At 61.4% G+C, this 22,110-nt stretch carries 25 protein-coding genes; 13 read left to right on the forward strand and 12 right to left on the reverse strand.

Going from position 1 to position 22,110, the window contains the following annotated elements; all coding sequences use genetic code 11:
• Nucleotides 1–99: 99 nt before the first annotated feature.
• The 4 genes from AMM41_RS12660 to AMM41_RS12675 all read left to right on the forward strand — a co-directional run bounded on the left by AMM41_RS12660 (nucleotide 100) and on the right by AMM41_RS12675 (nucleotide 6,464).
• Nucleotides 100–1,293: a M20 aminoacylase family protein gene (locus AMM41_RS12660; protein WP_089958828.1), complete on the forward strand. Its 1,194-nt coding sequence runs from the start codon at nucleotides 100–102 to the stop codon at nucleotides 1,291–1,293.
• Between the two features lie 345 nt (nucleotides 1,294–1,638).
• The gene (locus tag AMM41_RS12665) at nucleotides 1,639–3,828 is read left to right on the forward strand and encodes a TonB-dependent receptor plug domain-containing protein (RefSeq protein ID WP_228769259.1); all 2,190 of its coding nucleotides are present in this window, start codon (nucleotides 1,639–1,641) and stop codon (nucleotides 3,826–3,828) included.
• Between the two features lie 226 nt (nucleotides 3,829–4,054).
• Complete coding sequence (locus tag AMM41_RS12670; protein WP_089958836.1) at nucleotides 4,055–5,482, forward strand: 8-oxoguanine deaminase; 1,428 nt, start codon at nucleotides 4,055–4,057, stop codon at nucleotides 5,480–5,482.
• 118 nt (nucleotides 5,483–5,600) lie between these two features.
• The gene (locus AMM41_RS12675; RefSeq protein ID WP_194944777.1) at nucleotides 5,601–6,464 is read left to right on the forward strand and encodes a DUF3800 domain-containing protein; all 864 of its coding nucleotides are present in this window, start codon (nucleotides 5,601–5,603) and stop codon (nucleotides 6,462–6,464) included.
• Nucleotides 6,465–6,574: 110 nt separating this feature from the next.
• On the opposite strand, the gene AMM41_RS12680 is transcribed toward AMM41_RS12675, so the two are convergent.
• The 3 genes from AMM41_RS12680 to AMM41_RS12690 are packed head-to-tail and all read right to left on the reverse strand — an operon-like array spanning nucleotide 6,575 to nucleotide 8,998.
• On the reverse strand, nucleotides 6,575–7,084 hold the full coding sequence (locus AMM41_RS12680) for a hypothetical protein (RefSeq protein WP_089958847.1): 510 nt from the start codon (nucleotides 7,082–7,084) through the stop codon (nucleotides 6,575–6,577).
• A gap of 12 nt (nucleotides 7,085–7,096) precedes the next feature.
• Nucleotides 7,097–8,116: an AraC family transcriptional regulator gene (locus AMM41_RS12685; RefSeq protein ID WP_089958851.1), complete on the reverse strand. Its 1,020-nt coding sequence runs from the start codon at nucleotides 8,114–8,116 to the stop codon at nucleotides 7,097–7,099.
• A 42-nt stretch (nucleotides 8,117–8,158) separates the two neighbouring features.
• Complete coding sequence (locus AMM41_RS12690; RefSeq protein ID WP_089959124.1) at nucleotides 8,159–8,998, reverse strand: oxidoreductase; 840 nt, start codon at nucleotides 8,996–8,998, stop codon at nucleotides 8,159–8,161.
• Nucleotides 8,999–9,203: 205 nt separating this feature from the next.
• On the opposite strand from AMM41_RS12690, the gene AMM41_RS12695 reads away from it, so the two are divergent.
• Nucleotides 9,204–9,518 carry a CcdB family protein gene (locus AMM41_RS12695; protein ID WP_089958854.1) on the forward strand — a complete coding sequence of 105 codons (315 nt, stop codon included), beginning with the start codon at nucleotides 9,204–9,206 and terminating at the stop codon, nucleotides 9,516–9,518.
• A 95-nt stretch (nucleotides 9,519–9,613) separates the two neighbouring features.
• Here the strand turns inward: AMM41_RS12695 and AMM41_RS12700 are convergent, their stop codons facing one another.
• The 6 genes from AMM41_RS12700 to AMM41_RS12725 all read right to left on the reverse strand — a co-directional run bounded on the left by AMM41_RS12700 (nucleotide 9,614) and on the right by AMM41_RS12725 (nucleotide 14,286).
• Entirely contained in the window at nucleotides 9,614–10,351 is a 738-nt protein-coding gene (locus AMM41_RS12700) for a lysophospholipid acyltransferase family protein (protein ID WP_089958859.1), read from the reverse strand.
• Between the two features lie 86 nt (nucleotides 10,352–10,437).
• A complete protein-coding gene (locus AMM41_RS12705) occupies nucleotides 10,438–11,733 on the reverse strand; it encodes a dihydroorotase (protein WP_089958862.1) in 1,296 nt (431 codons plus the stop codon).
• An 11-nt stretch (nucleotides 11,734–11,744) separates the two neighbouring features.
• On the reverse strand, nucleotides 11,745–12,710 hold the full coding sequence (locus tag AMM41_RS12710) for an aspartate carbamoyltransferase catalytic subunit (RefSeq protein ID WP_089958866.1): 966 nt from the start codon (nucleotides 12,708–12,710) through the stop codon (nucleotides 11,745–11,747).
• 33 nt (nucleotides 12,711–12,743) lie between these two features.
• Entirely contained in the window at nucleotides 12,744–13,253 is a 510-nt protein-coding gene (pyrR, locus tag AMM41_RS12715; protein ID WP_089958869.1) for a bifunctional pyr operon transcriptional regulator/uracil phosphoribosyltransferase PyrR, read from the reverse strand.
• Nucleotides 13,250–13,666, reverse strand: a complete 417-nt coding sequence (ruvX, locus tag AMM41_RS12720) for a Holliday junction resolvase RuvX (protein WP_089958875.1) — start codon at nucleotides 13,664–13,666, stop codon at nucleotides 13,250–13,252. The genes pyrR and ruvX overlap by 4 nt, the downstream gene beginning before the upstream one ends.
• Nucleotides 13,663–14,286, reverse strand: coding sequence for a YqgE/AlgH family protein (locus AMM41_RS12725; protein WP_089958880.1), 624 nt, complete (start codon nucleotides 14,284–14,286; stop codon nucleotides 13,663–13,665). The genes ruvX and AMM41_RS12725 overlap by 4 nt, the downstream gene beginning before the upstream one ends.
• Before the next feature lie 73 nt (nucleotides 14,287–14,359).
• Here AMM41_RS12725 and AMM41_RS12730 point away from each other — a divergent pair, with 73 nt between their 5' ends.
• Nucleotides 14,360–15,838: a cryptochrome/photolyase family protein gene (locus tag AMM41_RS12730; protein ID WP_089958884.1), complete on the forward strand. Its 1,479-nt coding sequence runs from the start codon at nucleotides 14,360–14,362 to the stop codon at nucleotides 15,836–15,838.
• A gap of 105 nt (nucleotides 15,839–15,943) precedes the next feature.
• Here the strand turns inward: AMM41_RS12730 and AMM41_RS12735 are convergent, their stop codons facing one another.
• Nucleotides 15,944–16,114 (reverse strand): rubredoxin, encoded by a 171-nt coding sequence (locus tag AMM41_RS12735; protein WP_089958888.1) that lies wholly within the window; start codon nucleotides 16,112–16,114, stop codon nucleotides 15,944–15,946.
• A 167-nt stretch (nucleotides 16,115–16,281) separates the two neighbouring features.
• Between AMM41_RS12735 and AMM41_RS12740 the strand changes: the two genes are divergently transcribed.
• The 4 genes from AMM41_RS12740 (at nucleotide 16,282) to AMM41_RS12755 (ending at nucleotide 20,144) form a co-directional block, all read left to right on the forward strand.
• Complete coding sequence (locus tag AMM41_RS12740) at nucleotides 16,282–17,160, forward strand: bifunctional hydroxymethylpyrimidine kinase/phosphomethylpyrimidine kinase (RefSeq protein ID WP_228769267.1); 879 nt, start codon at nucleotides 16,282–16,284, stop codon at nucleotides 17,158–17,160.
• A 17-nt stretch (nucleotides 17,161–17,177) separates the two neighbouring features.
• Nucleotides 17,178–18,473, forward strand: coding sequence for a glutamate-1-semialdehyde 2,1-aminomutase (hemL, locus tag AMM41_RS12745; protein ID WP_089958895.1), 1,296 nt, complete (start codon nucleotides 17,178–17,180; stop codon nucleotides 18,471–18,473).
• Between the two features lie 84 nt (nucleotides 18,474–18,557).
• Entirely contained in the window at nucleotides 18,558–19,055 is a 498-nt protein-coding gene (locus AMM41_RS12750; protein WP_228769260.1) for a hypothetical protein, read from the forward strand.
• Between the two features lie 174 nt (nucleotides 19,056–19,229).
• A complete protein-coding gene (locus tag AMM41_RS12755; RefSeq protein ID WP_089959130.1) occupies nucleotides 19,230–20,144 on the forward strand; it encodes a tripartite tricarboxylate transporter substrate binding protein in 915 nt (304 codons plus the stop codon).
• An 11-nt stretch (nucleotides 20,145–20,155) separates the two neighbouring features.
• Here AMM41_RS12755 and AMM41_RS12760 read toward each other — a convergent pair whose 3' ends face one another.
• Nucleotides 20,156–20,692, reverse strand: a complete 537-nt coding sequence (locus AMM41_RS12760; protein ID WP_089958899.1) for a TA system VapC family ribonuclease toxin — start codon at nucleotides 20,690–20,692, stop codon at nucleotides 20,156–20,158.
• On the reverse strand, nucleotides 20,658–20,942 hold the full coding sequence (locus AMM41_RS12765; RefSeq protein WP_108378003.1) for a hypothetical protein: 285 nt from the start codon (nucleotides 20,940–20,942) through the stop codon (nucleotides 20,658–20,660). The genes AMM41_RS12760 and AMM41_RS12765 overlap by 35 nt, the downstream gene beginning before the upstream one ends.
• Nucleotides 20,943–21,089: 147 nt before the next feature.
• Between AMM41_RS12765 and AMM41_RS12770 the strand changes: the two genes are divergently transcribed.
• From AMM41_RS12770 to AMM41_RS12780, 3 genes are read left to right on the forward strand one after another with little or no spacing between them, the layout of a single operon-like run.
• Entirely contained in the window at nucleotides 21,090–21,416 is a 327-nt protein-coding gene (locus tag AMM41_RS12770) for a DUF6172 family protein (RefSeq protein ID WP_089959134.1), read from the forward strand.
• Between the two features lie 35 nt (nucleotides 21,417–21,451).
• The gene (locus AMM41_RS12775) at nucleotides 21,452–21,700 is read left to right on the forward strand and encodes a type IIL restriction-modification enzyme MmeI (RefSeq protein ID WP_089958907.1); all 249 of its coding nucleotides are present in this window, start codon (nucleotides 21,452–21,454) and stop codon (nucleotides 21,698–21,700) included.
• Entirely contained in the window at nucleotides 21,697–22,062 is a 366-nt protein-coding gene (locus AMM41_RS12780; RefSeq protein ID WP_089958910.1) for a hypothetical protein, read from the forward strand. Before AMM41_RS12775 ends, AMM41_RS12780 begins: the two co-directional genes overlap by 4 nt.
• Nucleotides 22,063–22,110: the final 48 nt, after the last annotated feature.

A 22,110-nucleotide genomic window follows, 5' to 3' on the forward strand; every position in this document is an offset into this window, starting at 1 on the left:
TGTGGTGCACTCCAAGGCGCAAACATGACAGCCATGAAACTCTGAACAAGGCAAAGTAGCACCTGACCCTCTCACCGATGCCCACGACCAAGACACGCCATGAACGACACCGCCCTCCTCCCACCTGCCCTAGAAGCCATCCGTGCGCACGAAGCCGAGATGGTGGACATCCGCCACCAAATTCATGCCAATCCCGAGCTGGGATTTCAAGAAAACGACACCAGTGATCTGGTGGCCGCACGGCTGGAACGCTGGGGCTGGGAGGTGCACCGGGGTTTGGGCGGCACGGGCGTGGTCGGCACCTTGCGTGCGGGCACCAGCACACGCCGCATCGGCCTGCGTGCCGACATGGACGCCCTGCCGATTGCCGAAACCTCGGGCAAGGCCTGGGCCAGCAAGGTGTTTGGCAAGATGCACGCCTGTGGCCATGACGGACACACCGCCATGCTGCTGTCTGCGGCACGCCATCTGGCGGCCACACGACACTTCGACGGCATCGTGCACGCCGTGTTCCAGCCCGCCGAAGAGGGCCTGGGCGGTGCCCGCAAGATGCTCGAAGACGGTTTTCTGGACTTGTTTCCTTGCGACGCCATGTTTGGCATGCACAACGGCCCCGGCATTCCGGAAGGCCAGTTCATGGCCGTGCCCGGTTGTGCCATGGCCAGCGCAGACACCTGCATCATCACCGTCAAGGGGGTGGGCGGCCATGCAGCCTTTCCGCACAACGCGGTCGACCCCATCCTCGTGGGCTCGGCCCTGGTCATGGCCTTGCAAAGTGTGGTCTCGCGCAACGTGCCGCCCCTGCAAACCGGCATCATTTCGCTGGGGGCATTTTTGGCAGGCGACGCGCCCAACGTGATCCCGGGCACAGCCGAGCTGCGGCTGAGCGTGCGGGCCATGCAACCCGAAATTCGCGACCTGCTGGAGCGGCGCATCCACGAAATCGCTAACGCCGTGGCGCAAACCTACGGTGCAACGGCCGATGTGAACTACATGCGCCGCTACCCGGTCCTCATGAACGACCCTACCCAAACCGCCTTCTGTCTGGACCTGGTGCGCGACTGGCTGGGCGAGACTGGCCTGGTGCCCAAGCCCGAGCCCGTGCCGGCCAGCGAAGACTTCGCCTTTTTCCTGGAAAAGGTGCCCGGCTGCTTCATCAACATCGGCAACGGCGTGGGCAGTGTGGGCGGCTGCATGGTGCACAACGCAGGTTATGACTTCAACGACCGCATCTTGTCGACCGGTGCCACTTACTGGGTCAAACTGGTGGAGCGCTGGCTGGCCAAGGTGTGAAGCGATCCAATCGTCTGCTTCAATTCGCCCCACTGCACAGCCCGGAACACGCGGCAACGGGGTGCTCGCCCGCCCCCTGAACACTGGGGGTCAGGGCGTTTGTGGACTTTGTGGCCAAGGCGTTCAGACTTCTTGTCATGGGCAATAACAAGCAAATCCAACCCTGCATCGCGTCGCGTGAGTTTGAGAAAATTAACCTATTATGGTTAAATTCAAATCCACAGCGGTGCAGATCAACAGGGTCCATTTGCCGCCATTGAAGTCAATAACCTGCTTGCGCCTTGTTGGCGTGGCAAGTCAACGCCAAGTGTCATGAGAACGCCTCCTTCTTTTCTGCATTTTTCAGTGCTTTCCGTGATCGGTGCGCCCCTGCTCGTCATCGCTCAAACCCTGCCCGATGAGCGGGCAACGCCGCAGGAGCAGTCAACGGAGACGGTCACAGTGTCTGCCCGGCGTGCGATCGAGCAGCGTTTTGATGCGACAGGATCACTGGTGGTGGTGGAGCGCAAAGACATTGCCGCCTTGGGCGCATTTTCTGTCGTGGATGTGCTGCGGCAGCTGCCGAGTGTGCAAGTCACGCCCAACGGGCAAGGGGGCGTTGAGATTCGCATGCGCGGCATGGAGGCCAGTGCAACGCAATTGCTGATTGACGGCCAGCGTGTCAGCAGCGGCAAGAGTTCCCTGCCACTGGACCAGCTGCCCTCTGAGCTGATCGAGCGCATTGAGGTGGTGCGCGCACCGACGGCTGAATTTTCTGGGGCCACCGGGGGCACACTGAACATCGTCTTGCGTGCCGCCACCGTGAAGCGCGAAACCACCTTGCAACTGACCGACAACCATGTCTGGGGTCAAAATGCGGGGCAGCTGTACTTCTCGCAGTCAGGGCCCTTGGGCACCGACCCCGCTGCCCTCAAAGCCGATGCGGCGTCGGACACGCCACCCGTCAAACCCTGGACTTACTTTGTCGCGGCCAGCCGCATCGATTACTTGATTGGCTCCGATACCCAGCGGCAAACTCAGTCCGATGGGCGGCTCACTTCGACGACCGATACCGCGGGCCGCTACCGCCGCAGCGAGTCCATGCTGCTTCCCAAGGTGAGTGGGCGCATGGGTGCCAGTGACCAGCTCACCTTGCGCGCGACCTTGAGCCAGACCGAATTTGACGGCACCGCCCTGGCCTCTGGAAGCCTGTGGCGCGACGGCACGCCCTATGCGCTCAACAGCCAGGACATGAACGACTACCAGCGCCAATACCTGCAAGTGGCAGCGGACTGGACACACCGCTTTGACCGCAGCAAGCTCGACACCACACTGCATGGCGCCCGCAGCAACTACCGCCTGAACCGCCAGGGCATCGTGCAGTCCCAGGGCAGCCCCAATTCCGACTACGCCTTGTCTGACGAACAGCGCGACAGGCAGTGGACGCTCAAATCCAAACTCACAGGCACCGACAGCCCCTTGCTGTGGTCGACCGGGGTGGAGCTGGATACGCTGAGCCTGGACGCATTGACCCAGAACACCGACACCCTGCGCGGTAGCAAGCGCGTGGAGATGGGCGCAAAGCTGCAACGCCAGATCATCTGGGGGCAAAACGAATGGGCGTTACCGGGCAAAACCACCCTGACGGGCGGTTTACGCGCCGAAACGATGATCCTGACCAGTGACGATGCCAGCGTCATCCCTGAGCGGCGCATGCACTTCATCCAACCCTCGCTGCATACACGCACCGCCATTGGCAATGACATGCAGTGGCGTTGGAACCTTGCCCGGATCACACGCAACCCCGCTGTTCGAGATTTGTTTAACCGCACCAGCCCCAGTGTGGGGGGCAACAGCATCACCAACCCGGACAACGCAGGCAACCCCGACCTGCGTCCCGAAGTGGCATGGAGTCTGGACACCGGGCTGGACCAACGCCTGAGTGAGCAAGGTCATTTGGGCTTGAACCTGTTTGTGCGCCAGCTCAGCGACACACTGGCCACCTTGGTGACGCCGATCAATGGCCGCTGGTTACAAACCCGTGCCAATGTGGGTGATGCGACAGTCTGGGGCTTGGAGGCCGATGTCAAAACCGGACTGGCCTGGGCGGGTTTGGGGCGGGACTGGACGCTGTCGAGCAACGCCAGTGTGTTGCAGTCGCGGATGACCAGTGGCCCCAGCGAGGGCAACCGCATTCCTGGACAAGCCCGCTACACCGCCAGCGTGAACGTGGCCAAACCCCTGCGCAGCACAGGCGGTTTGTTTGGTGGCGTCACCTTATCGCTCACGGGACCAACCCAACTCAATACCTCTGCCGGCATCACCGGACGAGACCACGCCCGTGCGGCGCTGGATGTTTACATCGGACGCGTGCAGCCGACCTGGGGTTTCTGGCGCGTGGGGGTGTACAACATCGGCAATGCCCGCTTTAACCGCGATCGCCACTACGCTGACGGGACAGGCGAAGTCTGGCAAGACCGCTCCAGCATGGCACTCACACCCCGGGTGTACCTGTCGGTGGGGACGCGATTTTGTGGCGCGTTCAAGCCTTGTTGATTCCGGTGGGTTTTGCCAAGTGATGGGCTTCAGAAGAATAGGCCCGTTCATCTTCATGTCTTGCGAAAACGCCAACACGCCAGCGCTTCACGAACGCGCATCTGCTTAAAATCACCCCACTGCACAGCCCGGGACGCGCGGCAACGTGGTGCTCGCCCTCCCCCAGCAAGCCTGGGGCCAGGGGATTCGGCCGCGACTTGTTTCACCCCTTGCAAAGGACAAGTCCATGACCACGCTGCTCATCCACCGCGCCCGCTGCATCGCCACGCAAGACGATGCCAATACAGAACTCAACGACGCCTCGCTGCTGATCCGCGACGGCCGCATCGAACGCATCATCCCCGCGAATGAAAACGTCGACGAACTGCTGAAGCAGGTCGACGAGGTGATCGATGCCCGCCACCATGTGGTGGTGCCGGGCCTGATCAACACGCACCACCATATGTACCAGTCGCTCACGCGGGCGATTCCGGCAGTGCAAAACGCCGAGCTGTTCAGTTGGCTGAAGGGCCTGTACCCGATCTGGGTGGGCCTGACGCCCGAGATGGTGCGAGTCTCTAGCCAGGTGGCCATGGCCGAGTTGCTGCTGAGCGGCTGCACCACCAGCAGTGACCACCTCTACATCTACCCCAACGGCGTGCGGCTGGACGACAGCATTGAAGCCGCGCACACCATCGGCATGCGCTTCACGGCCACACGCGGCAGCATGAGTGTGGGCGAGAGCCAAGGCGGCTTGCCACCCGACAGCGTGGTCGAGCAAGAACCCGCCATCCTGAAAGAAACCCAGCGCCTGATCGAACGCTGGCACGACGCGAGCTACGGGTCGATGACCCATGTGGCCGTGGCCCCCTGCTCGCCCTTCAGCGTGAGCCAAGACTTGATGCGCGAATCGGCCAAGCTGGCCCGCGCCCACGGCGTGCGCCTGCACACCCATCTGGCCGAAAACGACCACGACATCGCTTACACCCGCGAGAAGTTCAACTGCACCCCCGCCCAATACGCCGAAGACCTGGGCTGGGTCGGTCACGACGTGTGGCACGCCCATGGTGTGAAGCTGGACGAAGAAGGCACGTATTTGTTTGCCCGCACGCGCACCGGCATCGCCCACTGCCCGTGCAGCAATATGCGCCTGTCCAGCGGCATCTTGCCGCTGCGCAAAATGCTCGACGCGGGCGTGCCCATTGGCCTGGGTGTGGACGGCAGCGCCAGCAACGACGCGGCGCACCTGCTGAACGAAGCCCGCCAAGCCATGCTGCTGGCGCGTGTGGGCAGAGCCATGGAGCCACCGCGCGTCGAAAACGGGCGCACTGTGTTTGGCTGTGACTTGGGTCCGTCAGACATGACACCCCGCGACGCCTTGCGCCTGGCCACTCGCGGCGGCGCCGAGGTGCTGGGCCGCGCCCATGAGCTGGGGCAGATCAAAGAAGGCTATTGCGCCGACATCGCGATGTTCCGCACCGACACCCTGAGCATGGCGGGCGGCGCGGTGCACGACCCGGTGGGAGCGCTCTTGCTGTGCGCCAGTGACAACGCCGACTACACCATCGTGAATGGCCGCGTGGTGGTGCGCCAAGGGCAGATCACCACGGTGGACATGGGGCCGCTGATCGAGCGGCACAACCAGCTGGCTTTGCAGTTGGCCTTGGCAAGTTGATGAACGCATGATCCAATCAACGGCTTGAGTTCCGAAAGAGATTTGAACTCCATTTTTTGACATCAAAGTTAACGCCAAAAAATTCAACGGCCTGGCCATGCGACCTGAGCAAAAAGATATGACAACCCAAGACAAGCACACCGCGCATGTGACCTGGTTTGTCGACGAGGCGGGTGATCCGACGCTGTTTGGCAAAGGTGGCAAAGTCGTGGCAGCCACCGATGGCTGCTCACGTTTTTTCATTGCTGGAAAACTGGAATGCCGCGATGTGCAGGCCCTGACCTCAGATCTGGATCGCTTGCGCAGCGACCTGTTGTCTGACCCTTTTTTCAAGGATGTGCCTTCGCTGGACCCTGCACGCAAACGCACGGCGGTGCACTTTCATGCGAAAGACGATCCGCCTGAGGTGCGGTTTTTGGTCTACAAGTTATTGGCGAAACACGACCTGCGTTTTGTCGCCGTGGTTCGCGATAAATTGCGTTTGCTTGACTATGCCCAACAACGCCGCCGGATAGACCCCGCGTACCGCTATGACCCCGACGGCCACGAGCTGTATGACGAATTGACTCGGCACCTTTTTTCGCGGATGCACGGCTTGAATCACCACAAAATTGTGTTCGCTCAGCGCGGACACAAACCGCGCACCAAGGCGTTTGTGGACGCTATCGAGCACGAGCACGACACCATTCCCGAGGAATTTGGCTTAGCACGCCCCAAACCCACTGAAGTCCTGTGCTCATTCCCCAAAGACCACGCGGGTCTGCAAGCAGTTGACTACTACCTGTGGGCGCTTCAACGGTTTTATGAACGCAGCGAGGTCCGGTATCTGAATTTTGTGTGGCCCCAGATTCTGGAAGTTCTGGATCTGGATTTGCCTCAAGGAGCCAGCCAATTCAAGCAACAAAGCACCGTCTTCAATCAAGAACACCCGCTGACTTTGGAAAGTCGAGCGGGTGTTGGGAAGAAGGATCGAGAGATATAGGATGAACCGAATCACCTCACGGCATGGAGCCGATTTTTGTCTCTCGAAGCGGAAATTATAGCCATGCCCATGTTTTTTGCTCGGCTTTTTGGCTTGCCTTTTTGCCTGCTCTAAGTGGCCATTTCCGCCAACGCCCTCAAATAAGCCTCCCCACGCGCCTCGGCAAACAAGTCCAGCGCCAGCGTGAAGCCCGCCTGCACCACCAAGCCGATGCCGATAGCGGTGGCCGGGTTCCATTTGGAGAAGAACGCGATCAGACAGGCCCCGAGCACGAGCAGCGCCAACTCGACGCGTTTGTACAGCTTGAAATTGGCCATCACCGTTTGCATGCGCTCGGTTTCTGCCTGTTTGAACTCGGCTGGTGCGCTCACGAGTTGCGTGCTGAGCTTGGCCAGTTGCGCATCGGTGCGCGCAAAAATGGTGACACCCACCACCAGCTGCATCAGCGCCACCACCACCAAAGGCAGCGCCATCCAGCGCAGGCGGTGGCCGTGGGACCACAGCCAAACCGCCAGGCCTATCGCCATCAAGGCCGCCAAGATGAAGAGCACGCTTTCCTGCTTCTCCCCGACAAAATAATCCGTCATGTCTTTCACCATGTGCAGGTCTCCTGTGTTCATGTGCTGTGCCGCTCAATGCCACTGGGCGTCCATGCCCGCACGCCCCTGCCGATAGGCTGCAGGCGTGGTGCCGGTCCAGCTTCTGAAGGCCCGGATGAAAGAGTTGCTTTCCTGAAAGCCCAGCAACCACGAAATCTCGCCGGCTGAAATGTCGGTGCGGCTCAGGTAATGACGCGCCAGTTCATGCCGCACCTCGCTGAGCAGTTCTTGAAACCCCACCGACTCGTCGGCCAACTGCCGCTGCAAGGAGCGTTTGCTGATGGCCAAACGCTTTGCCACGGCGTCGATGCTGCTGATGCCGGCGGGCAGCGTCTCCAGCAACACGGCCCGCACCCGCTCGCGCAGGCTCGCTTGCGCATCCAACTCAGAGAGTCGGCTGTTGAGCGCAGGCTCAAACGCGGCCCACATGGCCATGTTGTCGGTCAAGAAAGGCCGCCGCGCATCTTGCGCTGAAAACGTGATCTGGATCTGTTCAGATGTCCCCAAAGCGCAGCCCAAATAGGCTTGGTAGGGCGCAAGGTTCAAAGGCACATCCGGCACCGAGGCCGCCAAGGGCTCAATGCGCTCGCGCGTGCCCAGTCGCGCCAGTTGCGTGAAAAACACCAGCTCCGACACCCCCAAGCTGCGGGGAATCGGCTCGTCGCTGCCATAGCAGCTGAGCGTGACTTGCGTGCGGTCTGCGCGGATGTCGACCCCCATGTGCAAGGGGCACATCAGGCGTTTGTAATGCGCCAGCCGCTGCAGCGCGGTGTTCAGGTCGGGGCTGCAGAGGCAGGCAAACATGGCCGGGTCAAAAGCCTCGACCGACATGGCTTGCGCGAGTTTGAGGGCCAGCTCGTCGTTGCCGGCGGCCTGCTCTAGTCCACGCCACAGGTCAAAGTACTGCGCGGGCGACAAACTCGCGCCACCCGGGCGTGCAAACAGGTCGCCCGGCAGCCGCGCCAGGCTCAGCACATCGGCGGGGGCGTAGCCCATGTCGAGGATGAGCAGTTTCCAACCCATCTGCAGGGCAAAACGTGTGGCCTGTTTCACGGTGGGGGGCTTTCTGGCGTGTGCGGCGTTTCGAGGGGCGGACTACTTGGCTTGGCTCATGATGGCCATGTCAAAGAGGCGGTCCCCGAAATACTTGCGGATGAACATCAGGGGCTTGGCCATTTTGCCGATGACGTAACGGGTTTTGGGTCGGCGCGAACGCACCGCCTGCAGTATGGCATCGGCCACCACCGAAGGCGGCGAGGCGGCACCCGCTTTGGCGTAGGTGCTGCGCATCGCCTTGGCCATGCCGTGGGCCATGGCGTGGTAAGGGCCTTGGCCCGAACGCGCCAGCATGGGCTCGAGCATCACGCCGCCCCATTCGGTGGCAATCACACCGGGCTCAATGATCACCACCTGAATGCCAAAGGGCGCCAGCTCGAGGCGCAAGCAATCGCTCCAGCCTTCCACCGCGTGCTTGGTGGCGTGGTACCACGAGCCCAAGGGCGTGTACATCTTGCCGCCCATGGACGAGATGTTGATGACCTTGCCCGCCTTTTGGCGGCGCATGTGCGGCAGGGCCAATTGCGTGAGCCGCGCCATGCCAAACAGGTTGACTTCAAACTGGTAGCGGGCGTCGGCCAGGGTCGAATCTTCCATCGCGCCATACATGCCAAAGCCCGCGTTGTTCACCAGCACGTCGATGCCCCCATGACCCTGGGTGATGGTGTTCACGGCCGCGACGATGTCAGCGTCCACCGAAATGTCCATCTGCAGCGGTATCGCGCCCAAGGCCCGCAGGTCTTCCATTTGCGCCACACGCCGGGCCGCGACGTAAACCACCAAGCCCTCTTGCAGCAGCCGCTTGGCCGTTTCTTTGCCCATGCCAGACGATGCGCCGGTGACGAGGACCACTTGTTTTGCGGGGGATGTGGATGCCATGAAAAACTCCGTTCGTGCTTGTGTTGCGAATGAACTGATGGTCGCCGCTGGGGCGCGAAGCGTCACCATCGGATCGCGCCAATGCACATGCCGAAGATGCCAGATGGCCATACCCAAGTGCCGCGGGCAAAAGACTTGAATCGGCGTTGCGCCCGTCCTTGCTGCGCTTTGGCCGGGTTCAGACCTGCGTCCTTGGTAAAGCGCGATGGCTCAGTTTGACGTTCATGTGAACCCCAGTGACACCGCTGCTCAAGGCATCCCTTTTGTGGTTGTCGTTCAAACCGACTTGCTCGATGCCTTGGCCACGCGCATGAGCATCCCTTTGGCTTCCATTGAATTTTCTGAAAAGTCGCCGGACAAGCTCTGCCCGATGGTCATGATCAATGGCCTAGCACGTCGAGCATTGGCCCACTACGCGGCACCCTTGCCCACTCGCAGCTTGCGCCAGCGGGTTGGCCATTTGGCACCCCAAGCGGGCTTGCTGATCGCAGCCATGGATGTTGTGGTTTCAGGTCTTTGATCAATACCCCATTCATGGGCTTGCAGGCTGAACGCTCAGCCCAAGGCGCTGCAAGCCTGGCTGGGCGAACGGGCGTTGACGTTGGGCGTTGACGTTCAGACGTCGCGCAATCGAATCACTTGTTCGCGCAAGTCATGAGCCCAGGCGCGGCGGTCGCGCCCATGCGCTTGCTGAAGTTCACCAAAATGAACCACCGCCAAAATGGGGGGCGACTTGAGGGTGCGCCACATGGAGCCCAGCAATGTATCGTCACCGATGTAGCAAGGCCCCCAACTGATTTGACCTGTTTGCGCATCCACGAATTGAATCGACATGGGCTGCACCGGGGCATTGGCCTGAATGGCCGCCTGGATCAAGTTGGCATGAAAGGGCAACAGATCGCGGCCATCGCTGGTGGTGCCTTCAGGAAAAATGGCCACCACATCGCCGTTTCGCATGGCATCGGCCATGTCTTTGACCATGCGCAGCGCGTCTTTGCGGCTGGTGCGTTCAATGTACAACGTGCCCGCGCCCGTGGCCAGCATGCCGACCAAAGGCCAGTCGCGCACATCCGATTTGGAGACAAAACGGCAATGCCGCGCTGCGTGGATGACCAAAATGTCGAGCCACGAAATGTGGTTGGCCACCATGAGCGCTGGCCCACTGACCACAGGCTGGCCCAGCACTTTGAGGTGAATGCCCCAGAGCGCCAAAAACTGCAAGGCCCAGGCTTGCACATGCATTTCCCTTTGCTCTGGTGAGAGCTGAGGAAAACGAAAGTAAATCGTCCACATGCCCACGAAGACATGCCACAGTCCCCGCAGGAATTTCCAGATGGCTTTTGCAGAGTTCATGGCTTAGCAGCACGGTGTATGAATGAAGGGCACCCCCAAGAGTGCACCGGGGATGGCACACAAAGGGCGCTTCACGCAGGCGAGGCTCACCGGGCCTCGAACGCCACTTGCCCGCCCACCACCGTGGCCAGCACACGACCGGGCAACTCGTAGCCAGAAAACGGGGTGCTCTTGCCTTGGCTGCGCAGGGCAGCGTCGCGCACCAGCCAGTGGCCTTCGGTGGACAGCACACACACATCGGCCACGCCGCCCACCGCCAGATGGCCCACCGAATCTTGCAAGCTGCCCAAAGTGGCACCCAGCACGCGGGACGGGTCGGCGGTGATGCGCGAGAGCACTTGGGTCACGGGTAGACCGGCCTCTTGTCCCCACTTGAGGGCCAGGCTCCACAGCAGCTCCATGCCGGTCGCGCCGGGTTCGGCTTCGGCAAAGGGCAAGGCCTTGGCATCGGCATCGACTGGGGTGTGGTCAGACACCAGCACGTCCAGCGTGCCGTCGGCCAGGCCTGCGCGCAAGGCATCGCGGTCGCGCTGCTGGCGCAGCACGGGCACCAGGCGAGCACGGCTGTCAAAGTAGCCCATGTCGGCATCGGTCAGGTGCAGCGAGTTGATGCTCACGTCAGCCGTGATGGGCAGGCCCTCGGCCTTGGCCTTGCGAATGAGATCCACCCCTTGGGCACTGCTGATGCGGCACAGGTGCACACGGGCTTGGGTGCTGCGCACCAGCTCAAAAATCGTGTGCAGGGCAATGGTTTCAGCCGCCACCGACACGCCCGACAGGCCCATGCGTGTGGCCAAAGCGCCGCTGGCAGCAACGCCCTTGCCCAGGTGCAGCTCTTGCGGACGCAGCCAGACCGTGAAGCCAAAAGTGCTGGCGTATTGCAAAGCGCGTTGCAGCACCTGGGTGCTGGGAATCGGCACCTCAGCCTGAGAAAAGCCTACACAACCGGCGGCCGTGAGCTGGCCCATCTCGGTCAGCACATCACCCTTGAGGCCCACGGTGAGCGCGCCCAAGGGCAGTACACGGGCCTGGTGCAGTTTTTCGGCGCGGTAGCGCAGCATCTCGACCAGACCGGGTTCGTCGAGCACCGGCTCGGTATCGGGCGGGCACACCAGGCTGGTCACGCCACCGGCCACGGCAGCGGCCATTTCGCTCTCCAGCATGCCGGCGTGTTCCTGGCCGGGTTCGCGCAGGCGAGCCGCCAAGTCCACCAAGCCAGGAGCGACGATGCAGCCCTGGGCATCGATCACCCGGTTGGGCGTGAAGTCTGTCGGGGCCTTGCCCATGGCCACAATGCGACCCGCCGCAATGGCCAAGTCCACCTTTTGGTCAAAGCCGCTGGCGGGGTCGATCACACGGCCGTTTTGAATGAGTAATTTCATGTTGTCTGTCCTCACGCCTCGTTGCCCGCGACGATGCTCATCACCGCCATGCGCACCGCGATGCCGAAGGTCACTTGCGGCAGGATCACGCTTTGCTGGCCGTCGACCACAGCCGAGTCGATCTCGACCCCGCGGTTGATGGGGCCGGGGTGCATGACGATGGCGTCGGGCTTGGCCAATTGCAGTTTTTCGGGGGTGAGGCCAAAGCTCTCAAAGTACTCCTGGCTGGAGGGCAGCAGTGCCCCGCTCATGCGCTCGTTTTGCAGGCGCAGCATGATGACCACGTCGCAGCCCTTGATGCCTTCTTCGAGGTTGTTGAAGACGCGCACACCCATTTGCGCCATGTCGGCGGGCACCAGGGTTTTGGGGCCGACCACACGCACTTCGGCGCAACCCAAGGTGGTCAACGCGTGGATGTCGGAGCGGGCCACACGCGAATGCAACACGTCACCCACGATGGCCACGGTGAGGTTGGTGAAATCTTTTTTGTAGTGCCGGATGGTGTACATGTCCAGCAGGCCCTGGGTGGGGTGGGCGTGACGCCCATCGCCCGCGTTGACCACATGCACATGGGGCGCGACGTGTTGCGCGATCAAATACGGCGCACCCGACTCGCTGTGGCGAACCACAAAGATATCGGCCGCCATGGCGCTCAGGTTGGCGATGGTGTCCAGCAAGGACTCACCTTTGCTGGCCGACGAGCGCGCAATGTCGAGCGTGTAGACATCAGCCGACAGGCGGGTGGCGGCGATGTCGAAGGTGGTGCGGGTGCGGGTGCTGTTTTCAAAAAACAGGTTGAACACGCTTTTGCCGCGCAAAAGAGGCACCTTTTTCACCTCGCGGTCGCTTACGCTGACGAAGCTGGCCGCCGTGTCCAGAATGTGGGTCAGGATGTCCTTGGACAGGCCCTCGGTGGAGAGCAGGTGGATCAGCTCGCCGTTTTTGTTGAGTTGGGGGTTGTTGCGTTTGTAGAGCATGTTTTTTTCACCTCGTGGCCTGTTGAAGTGCCTTCAAGAAAGCGCGGCTTTGATCTCCACGTCAAAACTGAAATTGCCCGCCGCATCGCGGGCCAGCGCCAGCGATTGCGTCTCGGGCAAGGCCACGCGGGCGGCGGCAAAGTCGGCCTGAATGGGCAGCTGCCGTCCACCCCGGTCCACCAACACGGCCAGCTGCACACGGGCGGGGCGGCCGTAGTCAAAAATTTCATTGAGCACCGCGCGTATGGTGCGGCCGGTGTAGAGCACGTCGTCCAGCACCAGGATGTCGGCACCGTCGACCTCGAACGGCAAGCTGGTCTGGCCACCGGCCGACAAGCCGCGTTGGGCAAAGTCGTCACGGTGCATGACCGAAGACACCTGACCCGACTCACCGGGCAAGCCCAAGTCACGTTGCAGGCGCTGGGCCAGCCAGGCCCCACCCGAGGTAATGCCGACCAAGCGGGTATTGGCCTGACACAGGCTGCGCACGCCGCGCAGCAGCTCCAGGTACAGGGCTTCTGCATTCAACGCCAAAGCACTCATGGCAGGCTCCTTAAGAATTGGTCAAGAATGATCGCCGCCGCCGCCGCATCGGCGTCTTTGGCCCCATAAGAATGGGCTTCGGTGGTGGTGTAGCGCTCATCCACTTCGTACACCACCAGGCCAAAGCGGCCGCGCAGTTGACGGCCGAACTTGCGGGCGCGCAGGGTGTTTTCGTGTTCGCCGCCATCGGGGTGGAGGGGCACGCCAATCACCAGCGCGTCGGGCTGCCACTCCTTGATGCGCTTGGCAATGTGCTCAAACCGGGCGTCACCCTCGGCGGCAATCGTGCCTTGCGGGGTGGCCGACTTCATCAGGCGGTTGCCCACGGCCACGCCGGTGCGCTTGAGGCCGTAGTCAAAGGCCAGAAAACTCTGGTGCTTGGCGGGGACGGTGTTTTCGGAGATGTTGCTCATGCGTGCCCCGCGTCTGGCGAGAGCATCCAGCTTTTGAGGCCCAGCAGGTCCAGGGCGCGGTCATAGCGCTCGGCCATGGGTACATCAAAGATCACATCGGCCGAGGCAGGCACCGTGAGCCAGGTGTTTTCACCCAGCTCGGATTCGAGTTGGCCTTCGCCCCAGGACGAATACCCCAACGTGACCAGCACGCGGCGCGGACCAGCGCCAGACGACAGGGCTTCGAGCACGTCGCGCGAGGTCGTCATCTCCAGCCCCCCAGGCACGGTGAGGGTGGAGGCGTAGGCCGAGCCTTCTTGTTCGGGTTTATCCATGCGCAGTGGATCGTGCACGAGGGGGCGCAAAGGGTCGTGCAGCACAAAGCCGCGCTCGGTTTGCACCGGGCCGCCGTGGCCCACCGGGTTTTGCATCAGGTCTTCACGGCGCAGGGGCAACTCCACCTTGTCAAACAAAAGGCGCATGCTGATGTCGGAGGGTTTGTTGATGATCAGGCCCATGGCACCGCGCGCGCTGTGTTCGCACACGTAGATGACGCTGCGGGCAAATGTCTCGTCCTCCAACCCGGGCATGGCGATCAGGAAATGATGCTTGAGGTCAATAGAGGCAGAATCGGCGGTCATGCACCGATTTTAGCGGCCCCGTCTCCTCTGTTTGGGCCAGATGTGCATTGTTTGATACAACCCGGCTTACCCCATGCAAACCCCTTTTTCTTGCGGCCTGGTCTGGCTGCGGCGCGACCTGCGCGTGAGTGACCACGCCGCCCTGCATCAAGCCCTGAAGCACTGCCAGCGGGTGCATGTGGTGTTTGTGTTCGACACCGAGATCCTGAACGCCCTGCCCCGCGCCGACCGCCGGGTCGAGTTCATCCGCGAGTCACTGGTCGAAGTCGATGCCCGTTTGCGGGAAATGTCGGGTCACCCGCAGGCGGGCCTCATCGTGCGCCACGGCGTGGCCAAAGACAAAATCGTCAAACTGGCCCAGCACCTGCAGGCCCAGGCCGTGTTTGCCAACCACGACGACGAGCCCCTGGCGCTGGCCCGCGACATCCAGGTGCGCGGCCACCTGGCGGACCATGGCATCGTGCTGCACACCTTCAAGGACCATGTGGTGTTTGAGCGCAACGAGGTGCTGACCCAGATGGCCAAGCCCTTCAGCGTGTTCACGCCCTACAAAAACGCTTGGCTGAAAAAAGTCAGGCCGGAGGACCTGCAGGCCTTTGACGTGGCATCCATGGCCCAGCGGCTGGCCCCAAGGCCGGATGACCTGGCCCAAGCCGTGCCTGCGCTGCAGGACCTTGATTTTGAAATCACCAACCTCAAAGCCCTGAAAATCCCCACGGGCGAATCGGGTGCGCAGGCCTTGCTGCAAGACTTTTTGACCCGCATTGACCAGTACGAGGACACACGCAACTTCCCGGCCGTCAAAGGCCCCAGTTATTTGAGTGTGCATTTGCGCTTTGGCACGGTGTCGATCCGCCAACTGGCCCGCGAGGCGCACCCGCGCATGCTGGCCGGCAGCGTGGGGGCCAGCGTGTGGCTGTCCGAGCTGATTTGGCGCGACTTTTATGTGCAGGTGCTGCACAACTTTGCGCATGTGGGCCGGGGCCAGAGCTTCAAGCCCGACTACGACGCCATCCACTGGGAACACGGCCCGCACGCCCACAAGCTGTTTGACGCCTGGTGCGAAGCCCGCACCGGCTACCCCTTGGTGGACGCGGCCATGCGCCAAATCAACCAGACGGGTTACATGCACAATCGCCTGCGCATGGTGGTCGCGAGCTTTTTGGTGAAGGACTTGGGCATTGACTGGCGCTGGGGCGAAAAGTACTTCGCCACCCACCTGAACGACTTTGATTTATCGGCCAACAACGGCGGTTGGCAGTGGGCCAGCTCCAGCGGCTGTGACGCGCAGCCCTACTTTCGCATCTTCAACCCGATCAGCCAAAGCGAAAAGTTCGACCCAGATGGCAAGTTCATCCGCCGCTATGTGCCGGAATTGGCGGACTTGCCCACGGCCGCGTTGCACGCGCCTTGGCTGGCCAAACCCATGGAATTGCAAGCGGCAGGGGTTGTGATCGGCAAAACCTACCCGGCCCCAATCGTGGACCACGCCCAAGCCCGCGAAAAAACGCTGGCCCGCTATGCCTTGGTCAAGAAAACACTGTCTGAATAAGGCTGCGATACGGGTGCTCGTTGTAGGTCGGAGCTTCGGCTCCGACACTTGGCCCACCGGATTTGTCGGGGCTGAAGCCACCGACCTACGGCATGCGAATGCCGATCAGATCGCGACCATCTCAAAGTCTTCTTTGCGGGCGGCGCATTCGGGGCAAGTCCAGTTCATGGGCACGTCTTCCCATTTGGTGCCGGGAGCAATGCCATGCTCGGGATCGCCCTCGGCTTCGTCGTAGATCCAGCCGCAAATCAGGCACATCCAAGTTTTGAGTTCCATCACAGTGTCGCAATCAGAGAGTCGAATAGAATGAATTGATTGTATCGGGCCGTTCAACGATCGCCCCGTACATCATTCTGAAGCACCTGAGATTCGCCCTTTTAATGACCGACTTCAGCCACGACCCCGACCTTGAACAGCTGTTTGCCGACCAAGAGCCTGCCCTCATGGCCTGTGTCCTGTCCTTCAATGCCAACGATCCCAGTGGTGCCGGGGGCTTGAGCTGCGATGCGGTCGCCATGGCGTCAGTGGGGGCGCATTGCCTGCCCGTGTGCACCGGTGCCTACGTGCGAGACACCACCAGCATCACCGACTTTTATCCCTTGGACAGCGAAGCCGTGAACGACCAGGCCCGCACCATGGCCGAAGACGTTCCGGTGCAGGTCATCAAGGTTGGTTTTGTGGGCACCCCTGAAAACTTGAGTGCGATTGCCGAGTTGGCCGATGACTACGAAGGTGTGCCGGTGGTGGCCTACATGCCCAACTTGTCGTGGTGGGACGAAGACAAAATCGACGCTTACCTGGACGCCTTTCGCGAACTGCTGTTGCCGCAGACCAGCGTCTTGATCGGCCACCACAGCACGCTGCGACGCTGGCTCTTGCCCGAATGGACAGGGCAGCGCAACCCCGGTCCACGCGACATTGCCAAGGCCGCCAGCGAATGGGGGGTGCCCTACACCCTGGTGACCGGCTTGCCCTTGCCCGAGCAGCACATCGACAACGTGTTGACGTCACCTGAGTCGGTCATGGCCCACGAGAAATTCGAGCACATTGAAGCTGTATTTGCCGGTGCGGGTGACACGCTCACCGCGGCTTTGGCCGCATTGCTGGCCACCGGCATGGACCTGCCTGAAGCCACCAGCGAAGCCCTGCATTATCTGGACCGCTGCCTGAGCGAAGGCTTTCGCCCCGGCATGGGTCAGGTCATCCCGGATCGCTTGTTTTGGGCCCTGCCCGATGACGAAGAGACCGACGACGAAGCCGACCCCGAAGGGCACCCAGGGGCCGATTATTTTGAAGTGCCTTTCAACGAAACCAAACACTGAAGCCGGAGACACACCCCATGACTGATCGCAACCAAACCCTTTTTGACCGCGCCGCCCAGGTGATCCCCGGGGGGGTGAATTCTCCCGTTCGCGCATTTCGCGCCGTGGGCGGAACACCCCGCTTTGTGCAACGTGCCCAGGGCGCCTATTTTTGGGACGCCAACGGCCAAAAATACATCGATTACATCGGCTCCTGGGGCCCGATGATCCTGGGCCACGGTCACCCCGCCGTGCTTGAAGCCGTTCAAAAAGCGGCACTGGACGGCTTCTCGTTTGGTGCCCCGACCGAGCGCGAGATCGAACTGGCCGAAGAAATCCTCAAGCATGTACCGTCCATGGAGATGGTGCGCCTGGTCAGCTCGGGCACCGAAGCGGGCATGAGCGCGCTGCGCCTAGCACGGGGCGCCACCGGCCGCACCAAGTTCATCAAGTTCGAAGGCTGTTACCACGGCCACGCCGACGCGCTGCTCGTCAAGGCCGGCTCGGGCCTGGCCACCTTTGGCAACCCCACCAGCGCCGGTGTGCCACCCGAAGTGGTGCGCGACACCCTGGTGCTGGAGTACAACAACATCACAGCGCTGGAAGAAGCCTTTGCCCTGCACGGCAAGGAACTGGCCTGCGTGATGATCGAGCCCATTGCAGGCAACATGAACTTTGTGCGCGCCAGCGTGCCCTTCATGACGCGCTGCCGCGAGCTGTGCACCGAACACGGTGCCTTGCTGGTGTTTGACGAAGTCATGTCGGGCTTTCGCGTGGCCCTGGGCAGCGCACAAAGCGTGTACGCCAAATTGATCCCCGGCTTCAAGCCCGACATGACGGTGCTGGGCAAGGTCATTGGCGGCGGCATGCCACTGGCGGCCTTTGGCGGCCCGCGCGAGATCATGCGCGAGTTGGCCCCCACCGGCCCGGTCTACCAGGCGGGCACGCTCAGCGGCAACCCGGTGGCCACTGCCTGCGGCTTGGCCACACTGCGCGAGATCGCCAAGCCCGGCTTTTGGGATGCGTTGAGTGCTCGCACGCAAAGTTTGGTCGACGGTCTCAAAGGTGTTGCGGCCCATGCGGGCGTGCCCTTCAGCGCCGACTGCCAAGGCGGCATGTTTGGCTTTTTCTTGCTGCCCGAGTTGGCGCAAAACTACGCCCAGGTCATGACCAGCGACAGCCCCAAGTTCAACAAACTGTTCCACGGCCTGCTGGACGGCGGTGTCTACATCGCGCCCGCTTTGTACGAAGCCGGTTTTGTGAGCGCCGCCCACACTGAAGCCGACATCGCCGAGACGGTACGGGTGGCAGGCGAGGTATTCAAAACCCTCTGACTTTGTGGGAGCCCTGTGGGCGATGGGCGTGGCACACGCCCCAAAAACGCCGCCTGCAACTTGGGCTTGTATGGAGAGACACCGATGAAATTGCCAGTTCCACCTGATCTGGTCTTGGGCTCTTCCCTCAAAGCCCTCAGCTTGGTTTTGCTGTGCACATTAGGCAGCGCAGCAAAAGCAGAGTTCGACGCCAGCCGCCTGTGGGTCAACGCCGGGTTTTACTCGGCCCACTTTGACACCAACCAAGGCCTGCGCAACGCCAACCCCGGCATCGGCTTCGAATACCGCATTGACGACACCTGGTCAGCCACAGCGGGGCGCTTTCGCAACAGCAACAACGCCAACTCCAACTATGTGGGTGCCTACTACCAACCCTGGACTTGGGCCGGCGTGAAGCTGGGCATGGTGGCCGGGGCTTTCAACGGTTACCCCAATGCTTACGAGGGTGGCTGGTTTCCAGCCCTCATTCCCACCGCCAGCCTGGAAGGCCAGCACTGGGGCCTGAACGTGGCGCTGGTGCCGCCCCTCAAAGACCGGCTGTATGGTGCGGTCAGTTTTCAACTCAAATACCGTTTACGCTGACACGGCACTGTCCGGCACACGACAGGTGAAGGGACTCCAGAGGTACAAGGCACAGCTGGGCTCTTCAATAATGACCATTGACCAAAAACACTTGGAGATCGCCCCATGAACCCGTCACGCCGCCAACTGAGCACCTTGCTGGGTGCCAGCCTTTTGAGTTTGGGCGCTGCCCCCTTGGCTTGGGCTCAATCTGCAGCCAGCCAAGCGCCCCTGAAACTGATCGTGCCCTTCACCCCCGGCACCGGCATTGACCTGATCGCCCGCACCTTGGGGCCCAAACTCTCGCAGCGCCTGAACCGCCCGGTGGTGGTCGAAAACCGTGTAGGTGCATCCGGCAACATCGGCACCGAAGCCGTGGTCCGCGCCGCGCCCGATGGTGCCACCTTGCTGGTGAGCGTCAATACTTTGGTCATGAACCGGGCGCTGTACCCGGGCCTGAGTTTTGATGCGGTGAAAGACCTGACGGCCGTCTCGCAAACCAGCTGGGGGCAACTGCTGCTGGTGACGCACCCCAAAACCGGCTACAAAACCGCAGGCGAATTGGTGCAAGGTGCACGCCAGTCGCCAGGCCGCATCAATTACGCATCACCCGGCGTGGGCACGCCACACCATTTGTCGATGGAGCTGTTTAAAAACACCGCCCGGGTGTTTCTGACCCACATTCCCTACCGGGGCACCGGCCCGGCCGTGACCGATTTGCTCGGCGGCCAGGTGGACGCGATGTTCTTGCCCATTCATGTGGCCTTGCCGCACATCCGATCTGGCCGACTGGTGGCGCTGGGCATTGGCAGTGACAAGCGCCACGCCCTGCTGCCCGATCTGCCCACCTTGGCCGAGGCCAAAGCAGGCAATGTCAACGTGGACATGTGGTATGGCTTTTTTGCCCCCAAAGGCACACCAGCCGACATCGTCAACCTCTACAACCGCGAGATCAACCAACTGCTCGGCGGTGAAGACGTGCAAAAAGCATTTGTTTCACAAGGCATGGACCCCAGCGGCAGCACCCCACAAGCCTTTGCCCAACTGGTCGAGCGCGACGCCGAGCGCTGGGCCCGCCTGATCAAGGACCAAGGCATCAAGGCCGACTGATGTGAATGCGCTCAGAGCGCGGTGTCTGAGTTGGTGTGGGGCTTGGCGTCGGTTGGCAACACCAGGCAACGCGTCAGCCCAAAACGCTCAAAGTCACGGTCGAAGGTGACCATGCGCAGGCCTGCGCTTTGGGCTGTGGCCGCCAAGCACATGTCGGTCCACAAGCGAATGGGCTGGGGCTCACCGCGACGCCCCAGTAACTGCGCAATGGCGTCATCCAAACCAGGCGGGTCGGCCAACAATCCCACGGCTGGCGTTTCCAGCCATTGGCGGTACATGGCCATGGCCTGCGTCAGATTCAACACATTGGGGCCCATCGCCCGGGGCTGCGACAGCACGCGCACCAAACCCATCATGGTGCTGCGGCAAAACCACAAAGGCGTTGCTGCTTCGCATGCCGATTTCCAGTAGCGCATGGCCTGCGAATGAAACGGGTGAGCGGCACTGCACAGCCCCACCCACACATTCACATCGAGCAAATCACCCGCTGCCAATCGCCAGTTGGCCGAGGCCTCAGCCACGCCCCAAGAGCTGGATGGTTCGCTCATCGTCTTCCTCGTTGATCAATTCATACAAATCGGCATTGGTCAATTTGCTCAGATGCAGCGGCAATGGGCCTTGGTTTGGAATGATCAGTGGCCTGGCCTCAAACCGCTTTTGCGGGTCCACCACCTCGCGGGCGGTCAAGCCCCGCTCCACCAGCTCAATGACCAGGTCGCGCAGGGTCCGGCCCTCTTGGGCTGCACGGGTTTTGAGGTGCTTGAACAGCGCGTCGGGAAAATCAAGTGAAGTTCGCATGTCTGCATTTTTGCATGAATGCATCAATATGCACAAGCCGTCTTGATGTGCACCACCGTATTGCCCCGTGCGCCCAAGCAAACCAGCGATAATTCGCCACTGCATTCACGTCCAGACCGGGCGCTTGCCCACCCCTCAGGACCCCCCATGAAAAAGAACTTCCCTCTGCAAGCCGAAGGCAAGCACCCCGACCGCGTGCTCGAAGCCGTCAAGCACGACATCCGCAAATACTTCAAACGCGAACGCAACCGCGACGTGCCCAAAGGCGTGGACTTTTGGGACTTTGACTGCAAAGTGGGCCTGACCGCCGACACCGCCGAAGTGGTTCGCGTGAGCGCCGTGATCGAAGCCGTGGACGCCGCCGCCAAAACAGGGGCCACATCGGTGTATGTGGAGATTTTGAGCAAGCACGGTGTGCGTGTGATCAAGGCACAAGACGACTACGAAGATCCGCAGGAAGACGCTAAATATTGAATAAAAAGTTTTCTTTTTGGTCCATGATATAAATCATGGACCCCATAAATACTCAAGACGAGCGCGCCGAAAACTTCATCCAGCGCTGGGCAATCAGCACCGCCAGCGAACTCGCCACATCGCAAAGCTTCATCATTGAACTGTGCGAACTGCTGGACGTGCCCAGGCCGCAAGCCACCGCAGACCGGGACTACATGTTTGAACGCGCTTTGAAAGAAGCCCATGCTGACGGCCAAGAATCAGACCGGTACGTGGACTGCTACAAACGCGGCCACTCCTGTTGATCGACGTGGGCCAAGTCATCCAGCTGTTCGCCGAGTTCAGCCGCACCGGCGGCAACTACATTCCCTTTCCTGATCCGCGCAGTTACCAGATCAAGCTGCAAGACCTGCGCGACGAAAAAATCCGCCACCGCCTGCGCCAAATTTGGACCGACCCCATGGCGCTGGACCCCTGCTACGCCAACGCCCAAGTGACCCGCGAAGTGGCCAAACAACTGGCCACCTTGGCCAAAAGCCTGGAGGCCGATGGACACCCCGCTCACCAGGTCGGCGCCTTCCTGACGCGCTGCCTGTTCAGCATGTTTGCCGAAGACGTGGGCCTGCTGCCCGCCAGTGACAAGGGCGATGGAAAGGGTGAAGCCTGAGCGAGACCAGAACAACAGTGAAAGTCGCCGAAAAAACTGGTGGTTATT

This window comes from Limnohabitans sp. 2KL-3, from assembly GCF_001269405.1.
Classification (GTDB): Bacteria; Pseudomonadota; Gammaproteobacteria; order Burkholderiales; family Burkholderiaceae_C; genus Limnohabitans_A.

Bases quoted from the DNA above. Each gene is read 5' to 3' on its own strand.
- ruvX (WP_089958875.1), bottom strand. From the start codon at position 13,666: ATGAGCAACATCTCCGAAAACACCGTCCCCGCCAAGCACCAGAGTTTT.
- AMM41_RS12705 (WP_089958862.1), bottom strand. From the start codon at position 11,733: ATGAAATTACTCATTCAAAACGGCCGTGTGATCGACCCCGCCAGCGGC.
- AMM41_RS12775 (WP_089958907.1), top strand. From the start codon at position 21,452: ATGGACCCCATAAATACTCAAGACGAGCGCGCCGAAAACTTCATCCAG.
- AMM41_RS12750 (WP_228769260.1), top strand. From the start codon at position 18,558: ATGAAATTGCCAGTTCCACCTGATCTGGTCTTGGGCTCTTCCCTCAAA.
- AMM41_RS12675 (WP_194944777.1), top strand. From the start codon at position 5,601: ATGACAACCCAAGACAAGCACACCGCGCATGTGACCTGGTTTGTCGAC.
- AMM41_RS12710 (WP_089958866.1), bottom strand. From the start codon at position 12,710: ATGCTCTACAAACGCAACAACCCCCAACTCAACAAAAACGGCGAGCTG.
- AMM41_RS12765 (WP_108378003.1), bottom strand. From the start codon at position 20,942: ATGCGAACTTCACTTGATTTTCCCGACGCGCTGTTCAAGCACCTCAAA.
- AMM41_RS12760 (WP_089958899.1), bottom strand. From the start codon at position 20,692: ATGAGCGAACCATCCAGCTCTTGGGGCGTGGCTGAGGCCTCGGCCAAC.
- AMM41_RS12700 (WP_089958859.1), bottom strand. From the start codon at position 10,351: ATGAACTCTGCAAAAGCCATCTGGAAATTCCTGCGGGGACTGTGGCAT.
- AMM41_RS12660 (WP_089958828.1), top strand. From the start codon at position 100: ATGAACGACACCGCCCTCCTCCCACCTGCCCTAGAAGCCATCCGTGCG.
- AMM41_RS12690 (WP_089959124.1), bottom strand. From the start codon at position 8,998: ATGGCATCCACATCCCCCGCAAAACAAGTGGTCCTCGTCACCGGCGCA.
- AMM41_RS12695 (WP_089958854.1), top strand. From the start codon at position 9,204: ATGGCTCAGTTTGACGTTCATGTGAACCCCAGTGACACCGCTGCTCAA.
- AMM41_RS12770 (WP_089959134.1), top strand. From the start codon at position 21,090: ATGAAAAAGAACTTCCCTCTGCAAGCCGAAGGCAAGCACCCCGACCGC.
- AMM41_RS12740 (WP_228769267.1), top strand. From the start codon at position 16,282: ATGGCCTGTGTCCTGTCCTTCAATGCCAACGATCCCAGTGGTGCCGGG.
- AMM41_RS12670 (WP_089958836.1), top strand. From the start codon at position 4,055: ATGACCACGCTGCTCATCCACCGCGCCCGCTGCATCGCCACGCAAGAC.
- pyrR (WP_089958869.1), bottom strand. From the start codon at position 13,253: ATGAGTGCTTTGGCGTTGAATGCAGAAGCCCTGTACCTGGAGCTGCTG.
- AMM41_RS12735 (WP_089958888.1), bottom strand. From the start codon at position 16,114: ATGGAACTCAAAACTTGGATGTGCCTGATTTGCGGCTGGATCTACGAC.
- AMM41_RS12680 (WP_089958847.1), bottom strand. From the start codon at position 7,084: ATGAACACAGGAGACCTGCACATGGTGAAAGACATGACGGATTATTTT.
- AMM41_RS12730 (WP_089958884.1), top strand. From the start codon at position 14,360: ATGCAAACCCCTTTTTCTTGCGGCCTGGTCTGGCTGCGGCGCGACCTG.
- hemL (WP_089958895.1), top strand. From the start codon at position 17,178: ATGACTGATCGCAACCAAACCCTTTTTGACCGCGCCGCCCAGGTGATC.
- AMM41_RS12725 (WP_089958880.1), bottom strand. From the start codon at position 14,286: ATGACCGCCGATTCTGCCTCTATTGACCTCAAGCATCATTTCCTGATC.